The organism is Pedobacter sp. AC464 (genome assembly GCF_979253075.1).
On record NZ_CEEDBV010000001.1, the window covers coordinates 1,472,591 to 1,496,617 of the forward strand.

The following is a 24,027-nucleotide window of genomic DNA, read 5'->3' on the forward strand; positions in this document are numbered from 1 at the left end:
ATAAATTCAAAGGTATTGAGAACACAAACATAACCAAATTAAATTCTAAATTTTAACATAATTTATCATATATATTTTAAATTAAAATTTTTAGATTTACCTAAAAATAAAATTAGATAAACGTAAATGCAGAGCTTCACCGAAGAGAACTATCTTAAGATTATTTACCACCTGGCCGAAAAAACCAGTAACGTCCAAACGAATGCAATAGCCGAGCAAATTCAAACCAAACCCGCATCTGTAACCGACATGATTAAAAAACTGGCGGAGAAAGGACTTGTGGATTATGTTAAATATCAGGGCGTTACTTTAACCGAAAAGGGGAAGCATGCCGCTGTAGACATTGTTCGAAAACACCGCCTTTGGGAAGTCTTTTTAGTGGATAAGCTAAACTTTAAATGGGACGAGGTGCATGATGTTGCGGAAGAACTGGAGCACATAAGGTCGGTAGATTTAATTGAGCGTTTAGATGAGTTTTTAGGTTTTCCTAAATCAGACCCTCACGGCGACCCAATTCCGGACAAAAACGGTCGTTTTGCGAAAACACAATTTATAAAACTTATCGAACTTGGCATTGGCGACAGCGGAACCATAACTGGCGTTAGCCAGCACAGTTCTCCGTTTTTAAAACACCTTGAAAAACTGGGTTTAACGCTAGGAAAACAAATACAAGTTTCAGATGTTACCGATTTCGATGGCTCAGTTGAAATTTTAGTAGCCGAAAAACAAATCAATATTAGCAGAGAAGTTGCAAAACATATTTTAATTAGCAGTAATGGCAAAAACTGAATCGTTAAGTGAGGTTCATCAGAGTGTAAACACCGATAAGCGTAAAGGCTGGCGAAGAATTCTATCCTTCATCGGTCCGGCCTACTTAATAAGCGTAGGCTATATGGATCCCGGAAACTGGGCGACGGATTTAGCCGGCGGAAGTAAGTTCGGCTACCAGCTTATCTGGGTGTTGTTAATGTCGAACCTGATTGCGTTGCTATTGCAATCACTTAGCGCCAGGTTAGGAATTGTTCGGGGTTTAGATTTGGCGCAGGCTTCAAAACATGCCTATCCCCGCTGGGCAAACATCCCCTTGTTCGGGTTGGCACAACTGGCTATAATTGCCTGCGATTTAGCAGAAATTATAGGTATGGCGATAGGTTTACAATTGCTTTTTGGTTTACCACTAATCTGGGGCATTTCAATAACCATTTTCGACACTATACTTCTTCTTTTCCTGCTAAATAAAGGAATGAGGGCAATGGAAGGTTTTATCGTTTCGATGGTATTTATCGTCGGCATTTCATTTCTTGTTGAAATGTTTATCGTTGAGCCATCTTTAAAAGAAGTTGCGAAGGGTTTTGAGCCTTCTTTGCTTGGTGGCGACGCACTTTACATTGCCATCGGTATTATAGGCGCCACCGTAATGCCACACAACCTGTATCTCCACTCCTCACTGGTGCAAACCAGAAAAATAGAACGAACAAATAAAGGTATAAAAGAAGCATTAAAATTTAACCTGATTGATACTACCGTTGCGCTGAATCTTGCTTTCTTTGTTAACGCGGCGATTTTAATTCTGGCTGCTGCTGCTTTTTTTAAAAATGGTCTTCACGAGGTTGCAGAAATACAGGATGCACACAAGTTACTTTCTAATATTTTCGGCAGCGTTGCCCCAACCTTGTTCGCTATTGCCTTAATTGCCGCCGGTCAAAGCTCCACAGTTACAGGAACGCTGGCTGGCCAGATTATTATGGAAGGCCATATTAATTTAAGAATTCAGCCTTGGCTGAGGAGATTAATAACCCGCTTTTTAGCCATTATACCGGCATTTTTCACCATTCTCCATTATGGCGATGATGCCTTGGGTGGATTGCTCGTGCTCAGTCAGGTTGTGTTGAGTCTTCAGCTTGGCTTTGCAGTTATCCCATTAATTCACTTTACATCAGATAAAAAACTGATGAAGGATTTCGCTATAAAGACCTGGGTTAAGGTGTTAGCCTGGGGTAGTGCCGCTTTAATTATAGCGTTAAATGTAAAACTGGTAATTGAAGAAATCTCCGGCTGGACTAAAGATGCAAACACCTGGTGGATTTATGTGTTCGTTTTCCCGGCAGTAATCGCCATCATTCTCCTGCTGCTTTATGTGTTCTTTCACCCACTTATTGACAAGCGAAACTTGCAAAGGCAAATGGTTCCTCATGGCAATGCGCTCGACATTGGCAAGATTGATAAGATTAGCTACCAACGCATTGGAATTGCAGTCGATTTTTCCAAAAACGATCGGAATACGATTAGACATGCACTAATTCAGGGCGGGAAAGATGCTCATTATTACCTTATTCATGTTGTAGAAACTGCCGCAGCCCGCTACCATGGCGATATTGTAATGGACCACGAAACACAGAGCGATGCCGAAAACCTGGAAAAATACAAAATCAACCTTGCCGATTTAGGCTATGACGCAACCTTATTTATCGGTTTCGGGGGCACTGCGAAAGCAATTGCCGACATCAGCAACAAAAACGAGCTTGAACTATTGGTTATGGGCGCTCACGGTCATCGTGGATTAAAAGATCTGGTATTCGGAACAACAGTTGATGCCGTTAGACACAAAGTGAATATTCCGGTGCTGATTATCCGATAAATTTTAGAACTTTACTTATTCCACCATCGCCATTGCTGTAAACAATAAGCTTTCCACTTGAACCATACAAATACATTGCAGGGTATTGAGAAGGCAAAAATGTTGGAATAAATGTTCTGTTTTTATCCTGAAGCACCGTTACGTTTGGCTTAAGGTTTAGGCCAGGTGCGTATGTACCAAAAAACTTTTGAATGGATATCGATTCATCTAATGTTACCATCAGTATGTTTACATTTTTAAGCTTAGCATAAACCTTATTTAACTCTTTTGCTTCACGTTGGCAATGTTCACATGTACAATCAAATAATATAAAAAGGGTTTTTTTTGATTGATTAATATTCACATTTGAAAACGCTTTTCCATCTAACTTAAAGAACTTAAATTGTGGCAAAAACGCTGGTTGCTGAGCGTTCACATTTACGGCAAATAAAATAGCGACAATTAAAAACAGGTTTCTTAACTTCATACAAATTGATCTAAACTCAAACATAATTTTTTAATTGCGAAGAAGGGTAAGAATTGTTTATGTTTTACATAAGATGAACAAAAATTTTGCAGGCGATAACAAGATGTTGCAATTAAAAAATGATATTAGCCCATTTTTTAAGATATTTGCAGCCCGATGTACACCACCATAATCAAACGGCCTGTACATTATCTAATTAAATACAGCAGTACATTTTGAAAAACGACATCAATATAAAAAATAAAAGGGCTTATTTCGACTACAATCTAATTGATAAGTATGTAGCCGGTATTGCCTTATTAGGAACCGAAATTAAAGCAATAAGGCAGGGAAAGGCAAACATGACGGATGCCTTCTGCATGTTTATTGGCGGAAATCTTTACGTGCGCAACTTACACATTTCCGAATATAGCCACAGTTCCTTTTATCACCACGATATTAAAAGAGACAGAGCCTTGCTTTTACAAAAAAGGGAGATAAAAAAACTGAAAGCAAAAGGCGAAGAAAAAGGCTACACCATTGTACCACTAAGAATTTTTATGAACGAACGGGGTTTCGCGAAAATTGAAATTGCACTGGCGCAGGGTAAAAAAGAGTTTGATAAACGCGACAGTATTAAAGATAGAGATACAAAACGTGAACTCGACAGGGCGATGAAGCGATAAGCTAAGATTCTGTAATCGCCTCTACTGCAACAAATCGTAAAACTATACGACTATTCTACCAGGCCTGGTCGCCCACAAGTGGAACGAACCTAAAGGTATCCAATACGATTTTTTCAAAATCATTTTCGCTTACCCGCAGCACGGTAACCATTTTTTGAGTCTTTTCATCTCCAACGGGAATAACCAAAATCCCGCCGACTTTAAGTTGTTTCAGTAAAATTTCGGGTACAAGTGGTGCTCCTGCGGTAACAATTATTTTATCGTATGGTGCGTTTTCGGCTATCCCCTTTGAGCCGTCGCCGCAGTAAAATGTAGGCTTATAACCCATTCCAGGCAACACCTGAATGGTTCTGTTAAAGATATTTTCTTGTCGTTCGATTGTAAAAACCCGGGCGCCGAGTTCCATCAAAATACAAGTTTGATAGCCAGAACCAGTCCCGATTTCCAGGACTTTATCGCCTTTTTTTATGTGTAAGAGTTCGCTTTGATAGGCAACAGTGTAAGGTTGGGAAATCGTCTGCCCGTCGCCAATGGGGAAAGCGATGTCTTTATAAGCCTGATTCCAGAATGTTTCGTCAAAAAAGAAATGACGAGGTACTTTGCCGATTGCCTGAAGCACGTTTTTATCCTCAATACCGCGAGATGATAACAACTCGACAAGTTTTTTTCTCGCTCCTCTTTCCCGGTAATTATCAACAAATTTGTAGGCCATGAGTATCAAAAGTAGGTTTTTTATGCGTTGAAACAAGATAAAAATTTCATCCTGATTGTAAGTGGCAGAAAATCAAAACTAAAAAATATAGAAGGCGTTTTTGAAGACGAAAATAATTATTTGTTCGTTATTGATATTTATTTCTAATTTTGAGGACATATCTTTTTACTAAATATCTATCTCCGCTTAAATGAAAAAAGGACTAATTAGCATATTGATTTTATGCACCGCCATTACCACTAAATTATTTGCTCAAACCAGTGCTGATTATAATTATTCAATTGCTTTAAGAGGTTTTAGCTTAATGCAGTTGCCAAAAATATTAAATCAAACAAATACGCAGGATTACACTAAAATGGCTGGTAATGGTGCCATCTTAAAATTTAACGATAACCAAATCAGTTATAGAATAAGCGGTAACTATTTCCGCGATAAAGATGTTCAATTCCAGAATACCTGCGAAAGCTGTGAAATAGCGAAAGGAAAAGTAACGGATTATTCATTCAAAATCGGTTTTGAAAAAAACTTCAATTATTCAAGGATTCAACCATACTTTGCATTTGATATTGGATATAGGTCAAATAGATTCACCGGCACATTATCTCCGGCAAATTCTATGGTTGCTTCAACAAGTCAATCAGCAGATGCAACTAAAAATGGTTTGGTGATGACACCATCTTTAGGCGTTAAAATAAATATAATCCCGAATCTTTCAATTTTTGCAGAAAGCAGTCTTGATTTTAACTACTCGTATGAAAAGCAAGACATTACCCAGCCAAACCTTGCTGCCAGAAATATTTACACGTACAATAAGTGGGAATTTTTGTTGAATCCTGTTTCTGCAGGTATACAATTTAATTTTAACAGCAAAAACTAATAAGGGTCTACGTCAATCTGAATTAAGACACTCTTATATTCTTTCATTGCATTAAATTCTGTAAGCGTTTCCCGCAAAACGTTTTTAACTTTTTGTATTGCAGTATGCTTATCGGCTTTGATAATGATTTGCTTAATGTAAAGATTTCTAACCCTGCTTATTAATGGTTGCTCAGGCCCTAAAACCCGGGCACCAAATTTTGCCTTAAGCGTTTGTGCCAGAAACATTGCAGCCTTGTCTAAAACATTAAAATCTTTGTGTTTGACAGCAATAAAAATCATCCTTGAAAAAGGCGGGTAAAGGAATTTTTCACGCTCGGCAATCTCGTCATTGTACATTCCAAGGTAATCATTGTCTACAACCTGCTTAATGATTCTGTTTTCTGCATCATAAGTTTGGATACATACATTCCCCTGATCGGCCCTACGCCCTGCCCTGCCCGAAACCTGTGCCAGCAACTGGTAGCTTCGCTCGTAAGCCCTAAAATCCGGGTAACCAAGCAGGGTGTCGGCATTTATTACGCCGATCAAACTTAAATTGTCAAAGTCCAGCCCCTTAGCTACCATTTGTGTGCCGATCAAAATATCGGTTTTCTTATCCTGGAAATCGCTTAAAATCTGTTGCAAACCATTTTTTGTTCGCGTGGTGTCCATATCCAGGCGGGCAATACTCACTTCTGGGTACAGCAATTTAAGTTCTTCCTCTATACGCTCGGTACCAAAACCTTTCTGCTCTACATGTACCGAGCCGCAAGCCGGACAAATATTAACGCTGCTTTGCTGATAGCCGCAATAATGACAATGAAGTTTGCCACTACTCTTGTGGTAGGTTAAGCTTACATCACAATTAACACACTTTGGCGTATAACCACAGGTTGCGCAAATTAAAATGGTTGCATAGCCCCGTCTGTTCTGAAAGAGCACAATTTGCTCTTTCTTACTAAGCGCCAGGTCGATATCTTTTATTAATACACTCGAAAAATACGAAACCATCGTTTTTCGCTTTGTTTCTTCAGCAATGCTAACAATTTGCTGATTTGGCAATTGAACACCGCCAAAACGTTCCTTCATTTCAATAAGTCCGTATTTTCCTGTTAGAGCATTGTGGTAGCTTTCTAAAGATGGTGTTGCGGAGCCCAGAACAACCTTAGCCTGATGAAGATGAGCTAAATAAATCGCAGAATCTCTTGCCTGATAACGTGGGGCAGGGTCGTATTGTTTATAAGATGGCTCATGCTCTTCATCAACTACAATTAATTTTAAATTTTGGAACGGCAAAAATACGGCAGAGCGGGCACCTAAAACTACTTTGAAAGCACCATGCTTAACTTTATTCCAAATTTCTACCCGTTCACTATTGTTAAATTTCGAATGATATACACCAATTGAATTTCCAAAATATTGCTTTATACGTTCTACAATTTGCGTGGTTAAAGCAATTTCAGGGAGTAGGAATAGGACTTGTCCATCACTGTTTTCTATTACCTGTTCAATTAGTTTTATGTAAACCTGTGTTTTGCCAGATGCGGTAACGCCATGAAGCAGAACGACATCTTTCTCCTCGAAAAAAGTGTTAATTTTCTCAAGGGCATTCTGTTGGCCGGGATTGAGTGTAAAATTTATACTGAAATCATCAGCATTGGAGGCGAGCCTACTAACCGGGCGCTTAAGCACGGTGAAGATATCTTTATCAATTAACGATTTCAAAGCTGCCTGACCACAATTGCTTTCCTCAAGTAACTCATCTTTCGCAATCGGCAAACCCTGTTTATTTAATTTTAAATAGGCAAGCAATGCATCAAGCTGCTTTGGTGCCCGGTCTAGAATTGAAAAAAGTTGTTTAAGATTTTCTTCCTCATTATAAAACTCATTTAAAATAATGAACGATTTCAAAAGTGGCTTGTATTTCTGAATTACCTCTTCGGCCACCAAAATCAATTCTTTATCTAATAATTGATTTATAATCGGGTAGATTGTTTTTTGGCCCAGTAATTTTGAAACATCGTTAATGGTGAGCTTTTGCTGCTTTTTCAACGCATTAACAATTAGTTCTTCTTTTTCGGTAAGAACTACAGCTTCATCAAATTCATCACGGAGAATAAGTATTGTTTCGCTAGCTAGCTTAAGGCTGGCAGGCAAAGCTGCCGCCATCACATCTCCCTCGTTACACATGTAATAATCTGTCATCCATGCCCAAAATTTTAGCTGGGTAGCAGTTACTGAAGGAGCAGAATCTATAACATCAAGCAGGTATTTTGCTTCATAAGCAATGGGTGGTTTAGTTGTAATATTTCTAATTAAGGCTGTATAAATCTTATGCTTTCCAAATTGAACAACTACCCTTTTCCCAATCTCAACTTGTGAATTTAAATCAAAAGGCACCCGATAAGTATAGTTCTTTGCAAGCGATAAAGGCAAAATAACTTCAACAAAAAGTGTTTCTCTTTCTGCAAAAATATCAGGTTCGAATGTGTTCATTATTTATCTTTAAAAGCAGCGAAGAATAACATTATCCAGCCTAAAACGAAAAGCAAACCTCCAATTGGTGTAATGGGCCCTAAAATATCAACAAAACTAAGCTGTAAAAGCGTTCTTGTTGCAAGTAGATACAGCGAACCAGAAAACAACAATATACCAAAGGTGAAACAAAAATAAGCGATATTAATAAGCTTGTTTCGATAACGGGCAAAGGTAGAAAGGTAAAGTAAGGCAAATGTATGATAGAATTGATAATCAACGCCTTTCTGCCAGATTTCCAACGAAGGCGCATCAATCAAAGCCTTTAACCCATGCGCACCAAAAGCACCTAATAAAACAGCAACAGCACCAAAAAAAGAAGCAGTAAGGATAATACGTTTGTTCATATTGTTTTAGCTTAACGCAATTGCTAAATTAATAAATTGAGTAAGAACTTCGTACAAATGGATGTAATAATTTAAATTTGTTTCACAAACAGATGAGAAAAATTTTAGTTCTAGTAATTGCATTAACAACAGGCGTAGCGTTTTTGGCTTACTTGTATTTTTCTAAGTTAAATAATGAGAACAACGCCAAAGATTTAGCACTGCAATCGGCAACTAACAATGCGGCGATAATTTTTTCCTTTCAGAACGATAAGAGCTTTTATCAGATTTTGGAGGGGCAGACTTTACTACAGCAGGTTTTAGGAACAGAAAAGCTGACTTTACTCGAAAGCCTGAAAGAAAATATTGTTAACGATAATGTTTTAAACAGCTACTTTGCAGAGCAACAAATTTACCTGAGCGTTCTACCCGATGAAGAGAAAAAGCTTAATTTTTTAATTACGGTTCAATTACAGGAAGATAAAAATTACCGTCAGTTTTTTAACTATCTAAAAAGCAGGAAAGCCGTTGCCAAAGAAACAGACCAACTATTTACCATCGCCTTTAGTAAAAGTATTACCTTTTTCGTCGGCGTTCAGGATCAGGTACTAACAATTTCCACATCGAAAAAATTAATTGATGATGCTGCAGTTCGGTTGGATGAAAATCCATTTACAGAATATATTAAGGAAAACAGTTTGCTAAATAAAAATGTACTGGCAAATTTATACATCAATTTTAACCAAGCGCCCCTTTTGTTAAAAACCATTTTGGCGGGCAAAATAAATGGCGAGCTGTCGCTTTTTGAAAAACAAAACAGTTTTGCTTCGCTGAACTACAATTTCAGTAAAGAGAAAATACTTTTCAATGGCAATACCGAACTAAAAGCGGGCGATAATTATTTAAAGCTTTTTGAACAAATACCCGCACAGGCAATAAGCATTACTAATCTGTTGCCAGACAATACCGCAAACTACAGTCTGTTTGCTTATGATAACTACAAAAACTGGCTGCAAAAACTTGTTGCCTGGCAGTTGAGCAAGAAAGAAACAACGAAAGTTGATGCCTTATTGAAATCGGTAAAAAATGAATACAGAGTTGACTTAAATTCGATTTTCCAGCCTTACGTAAAAAATCAGTTTATAAGTTTCCAGCTCAGCACTTCCGAAAAACTAGGCGCTATCGCCTTATCTAACGGAGAAAAAGTGAAGCAGTTGCTTATAGACGTTAGCGCAGATTATAATGATGAAATCAAGATCCTTAAATCATCAGACATACTATATGCCTTTTTTGGAGAGCCTTTTAAAAAATTTCGTCGGCCATATTACACAATAATTGATAACAATTTAGTTTTCGCGAATAACGCAAGCACAGTGCAGTCTTTTCTAAGCAGCTATAAGAATAACCGGTTATTAATTGAGTTGCCGCAATATCAGGATGCGCTGAACCAACTTTCTACTACATCAAATGTTAGTTATTATATTAACACAAAAACCTCAGCTGAAATCTTCAGGGGCAATGTGTTAACGCCGTTCTACAAACACCTTCGGGCGGATAGCGGCTTGAAAAATTTCGATACATTTTATTATCAGATGAGTGCCGACAAAAACAAATTCATCACTAACGTGCTTTTAAACAAATATTTACAGGCCGAAATACCAGATTCAACCAGCAATCGTTAATATCAAAACCAGGAAAACGCAAATTAAATGAAGAAACTTCTACTTGTACTCATTCTTTTTATTTCATTCAGTAACTCCTTCGCTCAACAATATGCGCTATTTGGAACAAAAACCATGTTTGATGCCTTTGAAAATCCATCCCAAAAATCGTTTACCCTAGATTCATCGAGAAGGTTTTCATCGAATTTTTTTCTGCCCTATTTTGGGGTAAATGGTGCCAATAAAGGTGATGCAGAATCGGTTGTGCGTCGATTAATTGTTGATGGCGTAAACGATACACGAACGCTGCCGCTCGGAACGGGAAACATTAATCATATATATGAAAACAGCAATGTTTATGTGCTGACGTTAAGAATATTCCAATCCTATAAATACCAGAAAGAAATGGGTTTTGCCTGGCAAATCCGTTCTGATGCGCAAGTAGATTATCCAAATGAAAGCATTGCCGTGTTCGATTCCTATACAAGATTTCCACAGCAAACTGAACTAAATGATATCTTCAACGCAAAAGGCTACCAACAATCCTATCACCAGTTTAGCTTTACCTATCGTGAAAACTATAATAAAAGATTGGCCTTCGGGGTAAAAGCGAGTTTACTAAGTGGAATAATATACAATGATTTAAACATTTCTGATTCATATCTGTATGTCAGCCCAGAAACAAATTCGCTAAATATTGGTCTTGCAGGAACATATTCGAGCAACTTTAACGACGAAAATAAAATTAACCGTAATACCGTTATCCCGACATTCAAGAATCCTGGCTTATCAATTGGTTTCAGCACAAACTACACGACTAAAAAGGGACTTTTTTTAATGGCCAATGTTAAAGACCTGGGCTTTATCTGGTGGCGAAATAATACACACAGCACAACGGTTAACACCCTGAAAAACATCGATAACATTGCTTTCAATCAGGCCAATACAAACAGGGAAATCAGGGATATTTTCGAACTTTCGGAGCAGCCAGACAAATTTTTGGCTTTAACAAATGCCAAAGCCGACATCTATATTTCAAAAAACTATGGTTTTTACAAGCCTGCTTTAGCCATTTCGAAAAATTTATTTTACCGCGGCGGGGATTTAGCTTTCGTAAACACATTCAGATACAACGATTTGTCTGGAAGCATAACCCCACTTTACAACCTAAACAATGTATTTATGGTTGGTTTACAAGGCAAATATCAAACACCAAATTTCGAGATTTTTATGGGTACCGATAACTTAATTTCGAGTGCCAGTACCGCATCTGCAGTATTGAAAAACGATTATACTATTGGAAGCGGTCCAAATGGCGCCTCATTTTATATGGGTGTTGGAATTAAATTTGGCAACGTTGTAAATCATCCTCAGTTTAGCGATGTGATGCCAGGCATCAACGATAATGAGGGCGGTAGCTTCTTTAAAAATTTATTTTCTGTTTTTAAAAAGAAGTAAAGATTAAACCTTTTTTTTGGGCTGCGTAACCACGAAATCTTTAAGATAGAATGGCTCGAAGTAGGCAACATCTTCAAATTTAGCTTCGCTGAAAGCTTGTTCGGCTAATTGGGCCATATTAGTTGCCGAATTGAAATTTGCATCACTAAAAAATGCATGCTCATGCTTTAGTGTTTCATTACATTTTGCTGCACCATCGCCCAAAAAAGTAATCCTGTGCGCTGATAATAAATTTTCAAAGCTATGCTCGTCAATAATTTTTGCAGAAGTCGGCTCAACGAGCTGCAGGTTGGAATCGAAAACAGAGGTGTATACTTCCATCCTTCTTGCGTCTATCATTGGGCAAATCAATCCTGTGTAATCAGGATTTTGAATGATAAAACCCGCCGCCATCATTTCCAACGTTTCTAAAGCAATTAAGGGCTTTTCCAGGGCGTAACACAAACCCTTAGCGGTAGAAACACCAATCCTAAGTCCTGTATAAGAGCCTGGCCCCTTGCTTATGCAAACCGCATCCAAATCATTGTATTTTAAATTGGACCTGGTGAAAACGTCTTCGATAAACAAAGTGAGATTACCTGCATGCAGATTCTGATTAAAGGCTTCTTTAACCGCGATAATTTCTCCGTTTATGGATAAGGCAACAGAACAAAAAGAAGTAGCGGTTTCTAACAAAAGTATTTTTGGCATGCACAAAGATATGCTAAAAGATGAAAACGTAAAAGTATCCGCACATGCTGAGACGCTACGGAACAGGGTCGTGTCCATGCGCTCCCCATGGATGGCAACGGCCAATACGCTTCAAAGCCATCCATCCCCCTTTAAACGGCCCGTACTTTCTGATGGCTTCTATGCCATATTGTGAGCAGGTTGGTGTAAATCTGCAGTTCGCACCAAGCATTGGCGATATGGCATACTGATAAATTCTTATCAAGCCTAAAAAGAACCAGCCAAATATTTTATTTACCAGTTTCATCAGGTGCGATAAGGTTATGAAAGCGCTTAAAGGTTGCTATTAATTTCTTCTCTATAAAAGAAAACTCATACTTGTCTTTTCCTACAAACTGAATTGAAAATAACAGTAAGCCGTTGCTTTCCGGAAGATTTAAATATAAGCTTTCCTGCTTGTGCAAGCGGTAGGCTTCGCGAATGCGACGTTTTAATAAATTGCGATCTACCGCTCTTTTATACCTTTTTTTAGGAACGTTAATTACAACCTGCGCCTGAACTTCGGCCGGAGCATTAACAAAAAGATATGAAATACGAAATGGATATAATAAAAAAGAAGAACCGTTTTTAAACAGCAGATCTAAATGTTTTCTGCTGCATAACCGTTCTTCTTTCCTGAATGTGTACATATATTTTTGATTGATAATTGCAGATTCTGATCTGCCAGTTCCGACTAATCGGAAAAGCAATCAAAAATTATGCTTTATGCTTGCGTTCGTCAGAAACTGTTAATCTTTTTCTTCCTTTAGCACGACGTGATGCTAATACTCGTCTGCCGTTAGCTGTTGCCATTCTTTCGCGGAAGCCGTGTTTGTTTCTTCTCTTTCTTTGCGAAGGTTGGTATGTTCTTTTCATGACTGTATATTATCTTATTGTAATTTCAAAATTAAGAGGTGCAAATATAAAGCGATTTCTCTACAATTGCAAGTGTGTTTAATTTTTTATTTTCTACCAGATTGCAAATGTAATGATTCGTTTCAGAATAAATTTAGAAGGCTAAGGCATTACAGACCCAAAGCCGCCTTTAACTTAACATACCCGGTTTTGCTTACTGGTAACCAGATATCCGATTTTAATAACACCACATAACTATCTTTCTCTTTCAACTCTATTTTTGTTACCTGTGCCAGATTAATGATATAGGAACGATGGATGCGAATGAATTGCCCAGCATCAAGCGCCTGCTCAAAGAACGCCATCGTTTTATTCTTGTAAAAAGCTCCATCAGCGGTACTCAATTTCACATAATCATCATCTGCTTCCAGGTAATTAATATCGCCGACAGGAATGATTTTAATTACGCCATCTTTTTTAACCACGACCCTGCTGCTTTGCGCCGGACTCATAGCCGCTGCATCTAAAACTGCTTCAGTATTTTCAGTCTGGTTTAACCGTGAGGGCAATTTTTTAATAGCAGAATCAAATCTCGCTTTATCAATTGGCTTCAGCAGATAATCTACCGCATTAACCTCAAAGGCCTTAATGGCATATTCATCAAAGGCTGTTGTAAAAATTACGGCAGGCTTATCTTCTACCAGTTCGAGCATTTCGAAGCCGCTGATTTTTGGCATCTGTATATCCAGAAAAATTAAATCGGGCTTATGTTGCGTTATCGCCTTCAAACCTTCAAAACCATCGCAGCACTCGGCCACTATTTCAATTTCTTTATGTTCCGAAAGGTAGAATTTTACAATATCTCGTGCTAAAGGCTCATCATCAATTAATATGGTTTTGATCATTTTTCTGCGGAATTTTTAGAGTCGTAATATATAAATTATTTGCCTCAATTTCTGTTTGCAAAAGGTGTGGGTTGGCAAATAACAAATATAATCTACGCTTAATTGCTGTTAAACCGAAGCCGGTGCCGCCTGTTGCCCGCATTTCAGGGTCGAATGGATTTTGTACCCTTAAATGCAAAACATCCTGCTCAACACAAACATCAACTTTTATTGTAATGGCTGATGAGGTATTGTATAACCCAAACTTTATGGCGTTTTCAACAATAGGCTGTAGTAATGTTCCAGGCAGGCAGAGGTTTAGTGTATCTTCTTCAACATTAACTTCTATATTTAAACGATGACTGAAACGAACTTTCTCAATATCCAGGTACAATTGAATGTACTCCATTTCTTCTTCAACCGAAACCCAAAGTTCATCATCGCGTTTGAGTGTACCGCGTAAAAATGAGGCAAGTTTGGTTATCATCACTCCAGCTTCCTTAGGATTAACCATGGTAAGTGCAAAAACAGAATTTAAACTATTGAACAGAAAATGTGGTTGCAACTGGTGACGAAGTTTGTTTAATTCGGCCTCTTTCGCCAGGTTTTGCGCAGTTAAAAGCCTGCCCTGGGTTTCCGATTGTTCTTCCAACCGATACCACAAAATGTTGGCAAGGGCGCACCAGCCAAGGCACATAAAAGATATCAATCCACGAAATGCAAAAGAAAAGTTATAAAAATCTTTATATTCTTTAAAATCCGTAAAAATATACAGGAGCGCATATTTGGCTATAAAAATGATAACCAGCGTTAATGCCAAGGTAATTATCAACACATATAAAATCCGCTCGTTTTTTGGTTGATAGTACCCAAGCATATTACTTACACTTATGCAGGCCAAAGCCAAAAGCAGATTAGTTATTGTGCTATCGGTAAATGAAATTAACCATGAAAAATTTACCACATAATGAAGCCCAACGGCACATAAAATTAGCCATGCTAATGCTATGCTCAGCGCAGTTCTTTTAATTTGAGGTACTGATAAAGGTCTTGTTGTCAAAACTTATTTATTTAGTTCAGTTAACGTTTTTTAGGGACTCTTAAATTATAACCGCAGTTACAGGCATTCAATTTAAAATGGTCAGAACTGAGTTTCGATGTCTTTCTTGTTGATACTGTTTCGCCATATAATTAACATGCACCAGGCAGTTGCTGCAGCAAGTTCGAAAAGCACACAGAATCTCATAAAAATGCAGCATTGATGCCGCCAACTTTAAAAGCTTTTAATTTCTATCCCACCGAACAGCACTGTTCCGTCGATAATTAATGTTTTCTGCACTTCTCCCGTTTGCATTAAATGACCGCGTTTATCTTCAATGCTACCAAATATTGGTGTTCCGTTGGTTTTGATTATCCAGTTCGCTGGCACAATTAATTTAACGCCACCAAAAATGGCTGTAACATCAAAAACGGTGTCCTGAATAAAGTCTGCCTGGGTAAGGTTAATATCTGCACCGCCAAAAAATACCGTAACATCTCCCCCTCTAAAGTTTTTTGAATAAACAACCTGGTTGGTCGAACCAAAAATTGCTGTCGCCTCCACAAAATCTTCGCTGGTTGATTTTTTGTTGCCCGAAGAAAAGTTTTCTGTTCCGGCACCGAGATTATCTCCCAGGCCATCTCTGCGTCTTTTCTTGAAACCATTACCCTTAGGTTTTAGTATCAGGAAACCACCCAAAACCACCAGCCCAACACCCAAAGCATATTTTGATGCGTCAAAATCAAGTCCTGTAATGTCATCAATGGTATAGTACGTACCAATCAAAACCATTATCAACCACCCTATACCCTTAAAATTGCGCCTTACGCCAACAAAAATCCCTATCACAATTAAAAATGTATGCCAGCTAAATACCCAGTGAGGAATATCAAAGCCCATATTATCTAAAAGAAAAGCAAGCCCGATTATTACAATTACTAATCCACTCAGCATTCTGCCAGAGCGGTTAGTTGTTATATTATTATTTAAATTTTCCATTTGTGTAAATTTTAATAATCAAAAGTATTCATAAGCATTAAGCTAATTCATCGCAAATCTTCGAAAATCAGCAAACAATCGGTAAGATGCATTATTTCGTCGGTGAAAAATATTTTAGTATTTTGAGGTCATGAAGATTTCGTTATTATTTATTATTTTACTCGTTTCGACAACACTTTCGGCACAAATAAACAGCACAACCTATAAAATTTACGATGTTAAAAAGCAAAGTGTAATTTCTTTAGCGGATATCATAAAAGACATGAGCACAGCCGACGTGTTATTTTATGGTGAAGACCACAACGATTCTACCGGACATTACTTAGAATCCGAAATTTTTAAACAACTATGTGAAGCTTTTCCAAAAAAGACTGTATTGACTATGGAAATGTTTTATACGGATACACAGCCGGTTATTGACGAGTATCTGGCGGGCTTGATATCCGAAAAAAATTTTATAAAAGAAGGCAGAGCGTGGCCAAACTATAAAGATTATCGTCCGCTGATGGAATATGCAAGGCAAAATAAAATAAAGGTAATTGGCGCTAATGCTGCCATGCGATACAGCAATGCCGTAACCATGGATGGATTGGATGTTTTGAAAAATTTACCAAAAAGCAGCGCTTCATTTCTACCGCCCTTACCTATTGATACGGCTAATGGACGCTATAACGAAAAGTTTTTGGAAACATTGGGTGGCCACAGCATGGGACCAATGAAAATTTATCAAACACAAAACCTGTGGGATGCAACAATGGCCTGGTCTATAGCCAGGTTATTTAAAGAGCATAAAGGGATTAAAGTGCTGCAAATAAATGGCCGTTTCCACAGCGATGAAAAACTTGGAGCGCTTGCGAAACTCCAGAAATATGCACCGAAACTGCACATTTTAAACGTTTCAGCATTTTCAGATGAAAGTTTTGATAATCCAAACTGGGGGAAATTTAAAAACCTTGGAGATTACATTATCGTTACCGACCCAAAGGTTAAAAGGAGTTATTAGCAAACAAGGTTCGCAATACCTGCGAACCTTGTTTAATATTTAAGCTTTTGTTTTCAGTAAATCTCTGATTTCAGTTAAGAGCATTTCTTCTTTTGTTGGAACAACCGGTGCAACTACTGCGGCAGCTTCTTCCTTTTTCTTCATCTTATTGATTGCTCTAACCATAATAAAAACAACCAGAGCCAAGAGTAAAAAATTAATGGCAACCGTTATGAAGTTACCGTATGCAAATATGGCCGCATCCGGAGCAACTTTTTTTGCATCAGCTAGTGAAGCACCTTTCGGAATAAGCTCCGCACCCTTTCCCATAGCAAAATAGATGCTGCTAAAATCGGGTTTACCCACCATTGCCGCAACAATTGGCATGATTAAATCATCGATAACGCTCGTTACAATCTTACCAAAGGCACCTCCAATGATTACGCCGACGGCTAAATCGAATGCATTGCCCTTTATAGCAAACTCTTTAAATTCTTTTACAATACTCATAATAGTTTGATTAAGTTTAGAATGGTTTCTAACGAATTTAGCAAACATTACGTTCCAAACAAACGTTTGTCGAAATAATTTCGCCAAATTATACAAACCATTGCTACCGATTGTCGAAAATATCTGATATGATTTGTTTATTTTTGCCCTACCCTTTTATATAAAATATGTTAAAGCAACACCTACAACAAAAATTATTACAGAAATTATCTCCGCAACAAATACAGTTTATCAAATTGTTGCAGGTGCCAACAGTTGCTTTAGACACAAGGGTAAAAGAAGAACTTGAAGAAAATCCGGCGCTGGAAGATCCAAGTTTAATGACAGCAGATGAGCCAAAAGGTGAATACGATGACTTAAATGATGGTCCTGACGATTATGAGAAATCATCAGAAGATACCAGCATGGATGAGTTTAATGTAGATGATTATCTTCAGGACGATAATACGAATGATTACAGCACCAGCTACAACAATGGTGATGATGATGAAGAAAAGAAGGAAACACCCATCGCTATAGAAAGCACTTTTTTTGAAAGTTTACAAGAGCAACTAGACTTAATTCCACTCTCCGACCAGGATTTTATCATTGGAAAGCAAATTATTGGCAGTTTAGACGATGATGGCTACCTACGCCGGCCGCTAAGCTCTATGATTGATGATTTAGCCTTTTCGCAGAACGTTATGGTTGAGGAAGAGGATGTTCTAGAAATGTTAAGACTAATCCAGAGTTTCGACCCTCCGGGCATTGGGGCTAGAGATTTAAAAGAATGCTTATTAATACAGCTGAAAAGGAAAGATGCTGGCAACCCGATTATTGTAAAAGCAATGAATGTTGTCGAAAATTATTTAGACGAATTTACAAGGAAACACTACGATAAATTAGAGAAAAGCTTAGGGCTTGACAGTGAGGAATTAAAAGAAGTCGTAAATGAAATACTTCGTTTAAACCCAAAACCCGGTGATGCCAATCAGGTAACCACCAAACAAATGCAAATCATTCCCGATTTCCACATCAGCAATAATGATGGTGTGTTAATTTTGACTTTGAATTCTAAAAATGCGCCTGAACTTAAGGTTAGCCGTTCTTATCAGGAAATGTTCGAGCATTACGATAAAGCATCTTCAAAAGATAAAAAACTAAAAGAAGCCGTGCAGTTTGTAAAACAAAAGCTTGATTCTGCGAAATGGTTTATAGACGCAATAAAACAGAGACAGCAAACGCTGTTAAAAACCATGAATGCGATTATGCATTACCAATACGAATATTTTTTAACAGCAGATGAGCGTAAAATGCGCCCAATGATTTTGAAAGATATTGCTGACAAAATTGACATGGATATTTCTACTGTTTCCAGGGTTGCAAATTCGAAATATGTGCAAACAGAATTTGGAACCTTCTTATTAAAATCTTTTTTCTCTGAAGCAATTCAAACTGAAAACGGAGAGGAAGTATCAAACAAAGAGGTTAAAAAAATACTCGAAGATTGTATCGGCAATGAAGATAAACGTAAGCCACTTGCTGATGAAAAGCTTACTGAAATTTTGAAAGACCGTGGTTACAACATTGCCCGGAGAACTGTTGCCAAATACCGTGAGCAAATGAACATTCCGGTAGCCCGGTTGAGGAAGGAACTTTAGGCTTTTTGGTTTGTTTTACTACCACATTTTAATGTACGATGGTACTTTGTAGATGTTGTTAAGCAAAAGCCCCAAAACAATTTCATGACTGCCGTTGCTTACCGTGTTTAATTCTGACGTGGTAAAATCATAAGAATAAGTAAGGTTAACCATTTTACCAATGTTGAACCCGGCCATAGCAGCAAATGAGTCATCTCTTCTGTAGCTTCCGCCCAACCAAAGCTTATCTTTAAAGGCTATCTTCAGATTCAGATCGTAAGAAACAGGCGAGGGCTGAACGTACTTAACCATTACAGAAGGAATTGCCGCAATCTGATCATCCAAAAAGAATTTATAACCAGCTGTTGCGAAGAAATGTGGCACCTCCTTCCCAAGATTGTAATTATCTGAATTGGTAAAATTTAGGCGTTGTCCTAAAACCTGTTGTGCAGAAATACCGGCGAACACCCTCGCCCCGTACAACCAGATGCCAATACTTAAGTCGGGCTTTAGCTGGCTCACAATTGCATTAGAAAGCGCCGGATCTGTTTGGCTATCGGGAAAAGTTAATGCATTAACATCAAGCTTAATGCTGGATACACCGGCAGCAGCGCCAACTGATAAATTAAAGGAATTGCTAAGCTGCAAATGATAGGCATAAGTCAGGTTTGCATCCAAACGCGACAAAGGCCCTGCTTTATCCTGAACAACCGTAACACCCATACCATGATGCGCTGGCGATGAAGTATAATTTTGTGTATAATTTCTATCCATTGGATCACCGGTTTGCTCGGGGAACGAGGTTAAAGCATTACTCCAAAGGTGGTTGTCGCCGAGCGCCCAATGTGCTGATACGAATGAAGTTTGCGGCGCATCGGTAATGCCCGACCATTGTTTCCTGAAACCAGCCTTAAAATCAATATAATTTTCGATTCCCGATAGTGCCGGGTTGAGCAGATATTGATTGAATATGTATTGCGTGTATTGCGGCTTCTGCTGAGCAGACAACTTAAAACAAACAAAACAAGTCAGGAAAATTATCGTATATTTTTTCAATTTTATCGAATTATAGTTAAGGGTCCGGTTACTGTTTTTCTGCCATTTCGTGGATTGATAAGGTAGTAATAAACGCCAACAGGCAAGGGCTCATTTTGATAATTTCCATCGAATGGGGTCTTATATCCATTACTAAAGAAAACCCGCATGCCGTTTCTGTTAAATACTTCTACCGTAGCCTTTGGGTAGCTTTCCAAATATTTTACCGTCCAAAGGTCGTTAACACCATCGCCATTTGGCGTAAAGGAGTTTGGCGGAACCAAGGCTTGCAAAACCTTCACTGTTACCGGCACAATTACGCTACAGCCATCACTAGTGGTGGCAGTAAGTTGATAATTAGTATCCTTTTCAGGCGATGCAACCGGATTTAGTACATTATCATGATCAAGGCCGAGTGATGGCGACCATTTATAAGTTAACATTGAACCCTCTGCAACTGCTGGGATGGTAACCTGACCGCCGGCAAGAATGTAGAGGGTTGCCCCCGCATCTGCAGTTGGAGATTTATAAACGTTTATGGTTTTGGTTATCGATTCCGTGCAACCACTTGTTGGAACAAAAGTGTACGTAATTAAATGCTGACCAACATCTACAGACTTTGGATTGAAATTTCCCTCTGCGTCTACCCCTTCTCCCGAGTAAGTTCCTGTTCCTGAAATCAGCGAAGTTTCTCTAGCCTGATTAATAACGACTGACCCATCGTTTTGGCAGGCTGCCGGAATATCAGCGAACTCCAATATTGGCGAAGGCTTCAGCTCGATAACTTTTGATGTTTCCAGGAAACAAGTTTCGCCAGAATATGCAACGAAGCGAATGGTAGAATTTCGGTTTGCGTTACCACCAAAAGGACGATAAGATAAATGGATATCATCTGCTTTGGGGTAGTTTATTATGATTGGTGGTAGATTAGGATTCGCCGCAAAATCCTGATAAATTTCGATTTTAGTAATTAAGCCGGAAACCGCTACAGAGAGATTGTTTATTACAACATCCTTGTTGCTGCATAAATTATTTTCATTCTGAATAGAGAAATCTGCAACCCGAACCTGGCCATTTACCGTAAAAACTTTTGAAGTTGTAGTTTCGCAACCGTTCTCATTTTTAATTTTGAGTGTGATGGTATAATCGCCTGCTGCTGAAAAAGTGTGCTTTCCATCCATATCGGTGGATTTGTTAGCAGGCGAATTTGGGTCGCCAAAATTCCATTCGTAAGTAAGGCCATTGCTGCTGCCGCTGATATTTTTGGATGTGTTCGTAAACTTCGCTAAACCATCAGCAAAGCAAACCGCCGGCGTGGTAAAATCGGCAACCGGCAAATCAGTCACTAATACATTTTGGGTGTATGCAGCACTTACACAACCTTCTGCCGAAGTCGTTATTAACGAAACCGTATAACTTCCTGTTGCTTTGTATTGATAGGCGAACGGCGCTTTTGTAGATTTATCAATTTTGGTTCCATCTCCAAAATCCCAACTCCAGTTTACAATCGTGTTTGGACTTTGCGCAACGCTTATCGTAGAGTTGTCCGCTACTACATAATCAGTATTTATACAGGTATTTAGTGATGCCGTAAAATTCGACACCGGCAACGGGTTAATTTTAATCGATTTAATAAACGGGTCAGAATAGCAGCCAGTTCCGGATTTAACGGCTAAACTCACTTTATATGAACCCTCTTTTGCGTAAGCGTGTTTAGGATTTTGCTCAGTGGAAGTAGTTCCATCGCCGAAATCCCAAGCCCAGCCCGTTACCGCGAAATCTACAGAATTTGATAGGCTTTTGTCTGTAAAAGCAATTTCAGACTTTGCACAGCTACTAGCTGCGACCTCGAAATTGGAAGTCGGTAAATCATATATTGTAAAAATATAATTGGTTTCGAGATCACCGTTTTGGCAGCTGGTTTCATTGTTGGGTACATGAGCAATTACATTTAACTTATGGTCGCCAGCAACTGAATAAATCTTATCAGCAGGGTATTTGTAAGTGTAAAAGGTTTGCCCGTTTATTACTTTCACTTCTGGTGCATCCGTCGTTTCACTGGCCGCTTCCGCATCTAAAGTCCATTTAATTTTATCGGGTTTGTATGGTAAATTTATCTTAAAACTAGCCTTCGAATTAATGCAACCATTCTGACTTTCTTCTTTATTTGCTTCGTTAATAACAGTTAAATAATTATTCGAGGAAAGGTTTGTCCCGGCAGAATAAGAGTAAGATTCAGCCTGGCCAAAGCCGTAGGCAATTGCATTAAATCCATCATCGGCATTTAATGTCAAGCTTTTAAAAGTAGAATTATTTGAGGTTCCTGTTACGGGAATCTGATTAAAAGAGTACAATGAATTGCCGATTACCGGTTGCCATGGTGTTGCAGGCGCAACGCCGTCTACCTTAAATGTTGAAGATTTACTAGTTAACATCAACACATTGATATATCTCTCGGTAATATTTTGAAGCGTTGACGAAAAAACGGTTATCGTTTTAATGTTGAACTCTACTGGATTTAACATAACCATTTCCGGGTCGCCGATTGTTTGTAGGCCTACCGCCGAAGAACATCCCTGTGTTAATGAATATTGAGCAACACTTATGAGCTTATCGGCCGTAACAAAAGTAGATTCAGTAAGCTGTTCGCTTTCAATAAATTGCCCTTTGTTTATGGTGTAAGTTTGTCCGTTGTAGGTTACCTTGGTATTATCATCCTGAGCCAGAATCCTGAGTATATACTTTCTCTTCGCAAAAGGTACGATCCCATAATTTCTCCCCCAGCTAACCGTTGGATATAATTGTTGAAACAAAGGATCTTGTGAACCAGTGCAGGCAATCGAGATAACCGACGTTCCTGAAAAAGCAGCAAATCTTTTACAAGAGGATGTTGATGGATCAGTTTCGACGAAAACACCAGTCAAATCATCGGAACCAGAGATATATTCATAAACATCGCCTGTTTTGAGCAGCTTAATTGTTTTAACGCCGCCAGTTTTTTCATGCAATAAAACAGTTGTATTGTCTTCTACAGCAACAATCGCCAGAAAATTATTCCCATTTGCACTTTGAGTGTAATTCATGGAGTAATACGTTTGGCCTAAGGTTTCATAAGGCAAAATCAATGATGCGGCAGACCTGGCGTTACCGTAAATATGTGTATACGCAGAAACTTTTGGCATACCATCTTTAACTTTAATATGGATGCCTCTATTAACAAGATTAGTATTCGATTCGGTTAAATCAACATAGGCGTTACTTCTTGGCACATCGAAGCGGATTGCCGTATTTGCAACAATGGCTTTAGTTTCAGACCACGTGCCACAACTTACCGTAACCTCTGATGCAGATTTAGAAGTTACAAATACTGCAAGATTTGCCAACGCACCGCCGCTAGGCACATGTGTAGGAAACACGGACCAAAAGTCAGTTCCCTCGTTGGAAACATTTTGTCCAAAGGTTTTATTGGCTAGAGAGAAAAATAGTATAGTAAAAACTAAAAAAGCAGCCCTTTTCATAGCTACTAATTTGATTCGGAGATAATTTGCATTTCTTCTTAAATAGTAAGGCAATATACTATTTAAGAACATAGAAGAAAAGTCGAGAGGCAAAAATTAACGTTATTTCATCAATGAATTTACATTTGATGTAATAAAACAGCCGGTTGATGTAAAATTATTTTGTTGCCGAAAATGATTTACTACTAATTCTTAGAAATCTGAATGATGTACAACATCATTTGCAGGCACATAATTAAATTGATGCCGACAAATTAAAAGAAAGGTAGGCTTTAAATCTCGTTACAATCAGCTATTCGGTCTTATTATCCCCATCTTCTTCATTTTGAAACTTTTCGGAAAATAGTTTTGCTTTTTCATCTGCCTCAACATCATTGTGTTGCGCCGGTTCAAGATTTTCTTCCAGTCGGTCGTTCCAGTCATCTAACTTAGTTTCCGGATTATTTTGCGGCCTATTCATTTTGCTTTTAGACGTTTCCATGTGCAGGATTTTAACTAGAAACATCTACAATTACGATAATGTTTTCCATCAGATAATTATTAGCAAAAAGCGATAACA

23 protein-coding genes are annotated in these 24,027 nt (G+C 38.3%); 8 read left to right on the forward strand and 15 right to left on the reverse strand.

Annotated elements, in window-relative coordinates:
- Window positions 1–126: 126 nt before the first annotated feature.
- Complete coding sequence (locus AC0IWT_RS06340; protein ID WP_056870401.1) at window positions 127–789, forward strand: metal-dependent transcriptional regulator; 663 nt, start codon at window positions 127–129, stop codon at window positions 787–789.
- Window positions 776–2,638 (forward strand): Nramp family divalent metal transporter, encoded by a 1,863-nt coding sequence (locus AC0IWT_RS06345; RefSeq protein WP_471796470.1) that lies wholly within the window; start codon window positions 776–778, stop codon window positions 2,636–2,638. The genes AC0IWT_RS06340 and AC0IWT_RS06345 overlap by 14 nt, the downstream gene beginning before the upstream one ends.
- On the opposite strand, the gene AC0IWT_RS06350 is transcribed toward AC0IWT_RS06345, so the two are convergent.
- Window positions 2,628–3,104, reverse strand: a complete 477-nt coding sequence (locus tag AC0IWT_RS06350; protein ID WP_471796471.1) for a TlpA family protein disulfide reductase — start codon at window positions 3,102–3,104, stop codon at window positions 2,628–2,630. The two genes, AC0IWT_RS06345 and AC0IWT_RS06350, sit on opposite strands and share 11 nt — an antisense overlap.
- 215 nt (window positions 3,105–3,319) lie before the next feature.
- Here AC0IWT_RS06350 and smpB point away from each other — a divergent pair, with 215 nt between their 5' ends.
- On the forward strand, window positions 3,320–3,769 hold the full coding sequence (gene smpB, locus AC0IWT_RS06355) for an SsrA-binding protein (RefSeq protein WP_056870404.1): 450 nt from the start codon (window positions 3,320–3,322) through the stop codon (window positions 3,767–3,769).
- A gap of 55 nt (window positions 3,770–3,824) precedes the next feature.
- On the opposite strand, the gene AC0IWT_RS06360 is transcribed toward smpB, so the two are convergent.
- Window positions 3,825–4,481, reverse strand: a complete 657-nt coding sequence (locus tag AC0IWT_RS06360; RefSeq protein ID WP_471796472.1) for a protein-L-isoaspartate(D-aspartate) O-methyltransferase — start codon at window positions 4,479–4,481, stop codon at window positions 3,825–3,827.
- Window positions 4,482–4,671: 190 nt separating this feature from the next.
- On the opposite strand from AC0IWT_RS06360, the gene AC0IWT_RS06365 reads away from it, so the two are divergent.
- Window positions 4,672–5,358 (forward strand): hypothetical protein, encoded by a 687-nt coding sequence (locus tag AC0IWT_RS06365; RefSeq protein WP_056870406.1) that lies wholly within the window; start codon window positions 4,672–4,674, stop codon window positions 5,356–5,358.
- On the opposite strand, the gene priA is transcribed toward AC0IWT_RS06365, so the two are convergent.
- Both priA and AC0IWT_RS06375 read right to left on the reverse strand, forming a co-directional pair.
- Window positions 5,355–7,835 (reverse strand): replication restart helicase PriA, encoded by a 2,481-nt coding sequence (gene priA, locus AC0IWT_RS06370; RefSeq protein ID WP_471796473.1) that lies wholly within the window; start codon window positions 7,833–7,835, stop codon window positions 5,355–5,357. The two genes, AC0IWT_RS06365 and priA, sit on opposite strands and share 4 nt — an antisense overlap.
- Window positions 7,835–8,221: a DUF423 domain-containing protein gene (locus AC0IWT_RS06375; RefSeq protein ID WP_471796474.1), complete on the reverse strand. Its 387-nt coding sequence runs from the start codon at window positions 8,219–8,221 to the stop codon at window positions 7,835–7,837. The genes priA and AC0IWT_RS06375 overlap by 1 nt, the downstream gene beginning before the upstream one ends.
- A gap of 92 nt (window positions 8,222–8,313) precedes the next feature.
- On the opposite strand from AC0IWT_RS06375, the gene AC0IWT_RS06380 reads away from it, so the two are divergent.
- The gene (locus AC0IWT_RS06380) at window positions 8,314–9,882 is read left to right on the forward strand and encodes a hypothetical protein (protein ID WP_471796475.1); all 1,569 of its coding nucleotides are present in this window, start codon (window positions 8,314–8,316) and stop codon (window positions 9,880–9,882) included.
- 27 nt (window positions 9,883–9,909) lie between these two features.
- Entirely contained in the window at window positions 9,910–11,319 is a 1,410-nt protein-coding gene (locus tag AC0IWT_RS06385; RefSeq protein ID WP_471796476.1) for a DUF5723 family protein, read from the forward strand.
- A gap of 3 nt (window positions 11,320–11,322) precedes the next feature.
- Here AC0IWT_RS06385 and tsaB read toward each other — a convergent pair whose 3' ends face one another.
- The 7 genes from tsaB to AC0IWT_RS06420 form a co-directional block, all read right to left on the reverse strand.
- Window positions 11,323–12,009 carry a tRNA (adenosine(37)-N6)-threonylcarbamoyltransferase complex dimerization subunit type 1 TsaB gene (tsaB, locus tag AC0IWT_RS06390; RefSeq protein WP_471796477.1) on the reverse strand — a complete coding sequence of 229 codons (687 nt, stop codon included), beginning with the start codon at window positions 12,007–12,009 and terminating at the stop codon, window positions 11,323–11,325.
- A gap of 55 nt (window positions 12,010–12,064) precedes the next feature.
- The gene (yidD, locus tag AC0IWT_RS06395) at window positions 12,065–12,295 is read right to left on the reverse strand and encodes a membrane protein insertion efficiency factor YidD (RefSeq protein WP_056870412.1); all 231 of its coding nucleotides are present in this window, start codon (window positions 12,293–12,295) and stop codon (window positions 12,065–12,067) included.
- Window positions 12,279–12,677 (reverse strand): ribonuclease P protein component, encoded by a 399-nt coding sequence (locus AC0IWT_RS06400; protein WP_471796478.1) that lies wholly within the window; start codon window positions 12,675–12,677, stop codon window positions 12,279–12,281. The genes yidD and AC0IWT_RS06400 overlap by 17 nt, the downstream gene beginning before the upstream one ends.
- A 67-nt stretch (window positions 12,678–12,744) precedes the next feature.
- Window positions 12,745–12,903, reverse strand: coding sequence for a 50S ribosomal protein L34 (gene rpmH, locus AC0IWT_RS06405; RefSeq protein ID WP_010601723.1), 159 nt, complete (start codon window positions 12,901–12,903; stop codon window positions 12,745–12,747).
- A 149-nt stretch (window positions 12,904–13,052) separates the two neighbouring features.
- Complete coding sequence (locus tag AC0IWT_RS06410) at window positions 13,053–13,787, reverse strand: LytR/AlgR family response regulator transcription factor (protein WP_471796479.1); 735 nt, start codon at window positions 13,785–13,787, stop codon at window positions 13,053–13,055.
- Complete coding sequence (locus AC0IWT_RS06415) at window positions 13,765–14,826, reverse strand: sensor histidine kinase (RefSeq protein WP_471796480.1); 1,062 nt, start codon at window positions 14,824–14,826, stop codon at window positions 13,765–13,767. The genes AC0IWT_RS06410 and AC0IWT_RS06415 overlap by 23 nt, the downstream gene beginning before the upstream one ends.
- Before the next feature lie 213 nt (window positions 14,827–15,039).
- A complete protein-coding gene (locus AC0IWT_RS06420) occupies window positions 15,040–15,804 on the reverse strand; it encodes a LiaF transmembrane domain-containing protein (RefSeq protein ID WP_471796481.1) in 765 nt (254 codons plus the stop codon).
- A gap of 130 nt (window positions 15,805–15,934) precedes the next feature.
- On the opposite strand from AC0IWT_RS06420, the gene AC0IWT_RS06425 reads away from it, so the two are divergent.
- Window positions 15,935–16,807 carry a ChaN family lipoprotein gene (locus tag AC0IWT_RS06425; protein WP_471796482.1) on the forward strand — a complete coding sequence of 291 codons (873 nt, stop codon included), beginning with the start codon at window positions 15,935–15,937 and terminating at the stop codon, window positions 16,805–16,807.
- A gap of 39 nt (window positions 16,808–16,846) precedes the next feature.
- Here the strand turns inward: AC0IWT_RS06425 and mscL are convergent, their stop codons facing one another.
- Window positions 16,847–17,296 (reverse strand): large conductance mechanosensitive channel protein MscL, encoded by a 450-nt coding sequence (gene mscL / locus AC0IWT_RS06430; RefSeq protein WP_056870450.1) that lies wholly within the window; start codon window positions 17,294–17,296, stop codon window positions 16,847–16,849.
- Between the two features lie 167 nt (window positions 17,297–17,463).
- Here mscL and rpoN point away from each other — a divergent pair, with 167 nt between their 5' ends.
- A complete protein-coding gene (gene rpoN, locus AC0IWT_RS06435) occupies window positions 17,464–18,936 on the forward strand; it encodes an RNA polymerase factor sigma-54 (protein ID WP_056870417.1) in 1,473 nt (490 codons plus the stop codon).
- A gap of 18 nt (window positions 18,937–18,954) precedes the next feature.
- Here the strand turns inward: rpoN and AC0IWT_RS06440 are convergent, their stop codons facing one another.
- The 3 genes from AC0IWT_RS06440 to AC0IWT_RS06450 form a co-directional block, all read right to left on the reverse strand.
- Window positions 18,955–19,971 carry a PorP/SprF family type IX secretion system membrane protein gene (locus AC0IWT_RS06440; protein WP_056870418.1) on the reverse strand — a complete coding sequence of 339 codons (1,017 nt, stop codon included), beginning with the start codon at window positions 19,969–19,971 and terminating at the stop codon, window positions 18,955–18,957.
- 2 nt (window positions 19,972–19,973) lie between these two features.
- Window positions 19,974–23,468, reverse strand: a complete 3,495-nt coding sequence (locus AC0IWT_RS06445) for a PKD domain-containing protein (protein ID WP_471796483.1) — start codon at window positions 23,466–23,468, stop codon at window positions 19,974–19,976.
- A 292-nt stretch (window positions 23,469–23,760) separates the two neighbouring features.
- Window positions 23,761–23,949: a hypothetical protein gene (locus tag AC0IWT_RS06450; protein WP_471796484.1), complete on the reverse strand. Its 189-nt coding sequence runs from the start codon at window positions 23,947–23,949 to the stop codon at window positions 23,761–23,763.
- Window positions 23,950–24,027: the final 78 nt, after the last annotated feature.

What these genes read in the sequence shown, in the direction of transcription:
- AC0IWT_RS06340 (WP_056870401.1), top strand. Translation starts at nt 127, where the DNA reads ATGCAGAGCTTCACCGAAGAGAACTATCTTAAGATTATTTACCACCTG.
- AC0IWT_RS06345 (WP_471796470.1), top strand. Translation starts at nt 776, where the DNA reads ATGGCAAAAACTGAATCGTTAAGTGAGGTTCATCAGAGTGTAAACACC.
- AC0IWT_RS06350 (WP_471796471.1), bottom strand. Translation starts at nt 3,104, where the DNA reads ATGAAGTTAAGAAACCTGTTTTTAATTGTCGCTATTTTATTTGCCGTA.
- AC0IWT_RS06360 (WP_471796472.1), bottom strand. Translation starts at nt 4,481, where the DNA reads ATGGCCTACAAATTTGTTGATAATTACCGGGAAAGAGGAGCGAGAAAA.
- AC0IWT_RS06365 (WP_056870406.1), top strand. Translation starts at nt 4,672, where the DNA reads ATGAAAAAAGGACTAATTAGCATATTGATTTTATGCACCGCCATTACC.
- priA (WP_471796473.1), bottom strand. Translation starts at nt 7,835, where the DNA reads ATGAACACATTCGAACCTGATATTTTTGCAGAAAGAGAAACACTTTTT.
- AC0IWT_RS06375 (WP_471796474.1), bottom strand. Translation starts at nt 8,221, where the DNA reads ATGAACAAACGTATTATCCTTACTGCTTCTTTTTTTGGTGCTGTTGCT.
- AC0IWT_RS06380 (WP_471796475.1), top strand. Translation starts at nt 8,314, where the DNA reads ATGAGAAAAATTTTAGTTCTAGTAATTGCATTAACAACAGGCGTAGCG.
- AC0IWT_RS06385 (WP_471796476.1), top strand. Translation starts at nt 9,910, where the DNA reads ATGAAGAAACTTCTACTTGTACTCATTCTTTTTATTTCATTCAGTAAC.
- tsaB (WP_471796477.1), bottom strand. Translation starts at nt 12,009, where the DNA reads ATGCCAAAAATACTTTTGTTAGAAACCGCTACTTCTTTTTGTTCTGTT.
- yidD (WP_056870412.1), bottom strand. Translation starts at nt 12,295, where the DNA reads ATGAAACTGGTAAATAAAATATTTGGCTGGTTCTTTTTAGGCTTGATA.
- AC0IWT_RS06400 (WP_471796478.1), bottom strand. Translation starts at nt 12,677, where the DNA reads ATGTACACATTCAGGAAAGAAGAACGGTTATGCAGCAGAAAACATTTA.
- rpmH (WP_010601723.1), bottom strand. Translation starts at nt 12,903, where the DNA reads ATGAAAAGAACATACCAACCTTCGCAAAGAAAGAGAAGAAACAAACAC.
- AC0IWT_RS06410 (WP_471796479.1), bottom strand. Translation starts at nt 13,787, where the DNA reads ATGATCAAAACCATATTAATTGATGATGAGCCTTTAGCACGAGATATT.
- AC0IWT_RS06420 (WP_471796481.1), bottom strand. Translation starts at nt 15,804, where the DNA reads ATGGAAAATTTAAATAATAATATAACAACTAACCGCTCTGGCAGAATG.
- AC0IWT_RS06425 (WP_471796482.1), top strand. Translation starts at nt 15,935, where the DNA reads ATGAAGATTTCGTTATTATTTATTATTTTACTCGTTTCGACAACACTT.
- mscL (WP_056870450.1), bottom strand. Translation starts at nt 17,296, where the DNA reads ATGAGTATTGTAAAAGAATTTAAAGAGTTTGCTATAAAGGGCAATGCA.
- rpoN (WP_056870417.1), top strand. Translation starts at nt 17,464, where the DNA reads ATGTTAAAGCAACACCTACAACAAAAATTATTACAGAAATTATCTCCG.
- AC0IWT_RS06445 (WP_471796483.1), bottom strand. Translation starts at nt 23,468, where the DNA reads ATGAAAAGGGCTGCTTTTTTAGTTTTTACTATACTATTTTTCTCTCTA.
- AC0IWT_RS06450 (WP_471796484.1), bottom strand. Translation starts at nt 23,949, where the DNA reads ATGGAAACGTCTAAAAGCAAAATGAATAGGCCGCAAAATAATCCGGAA.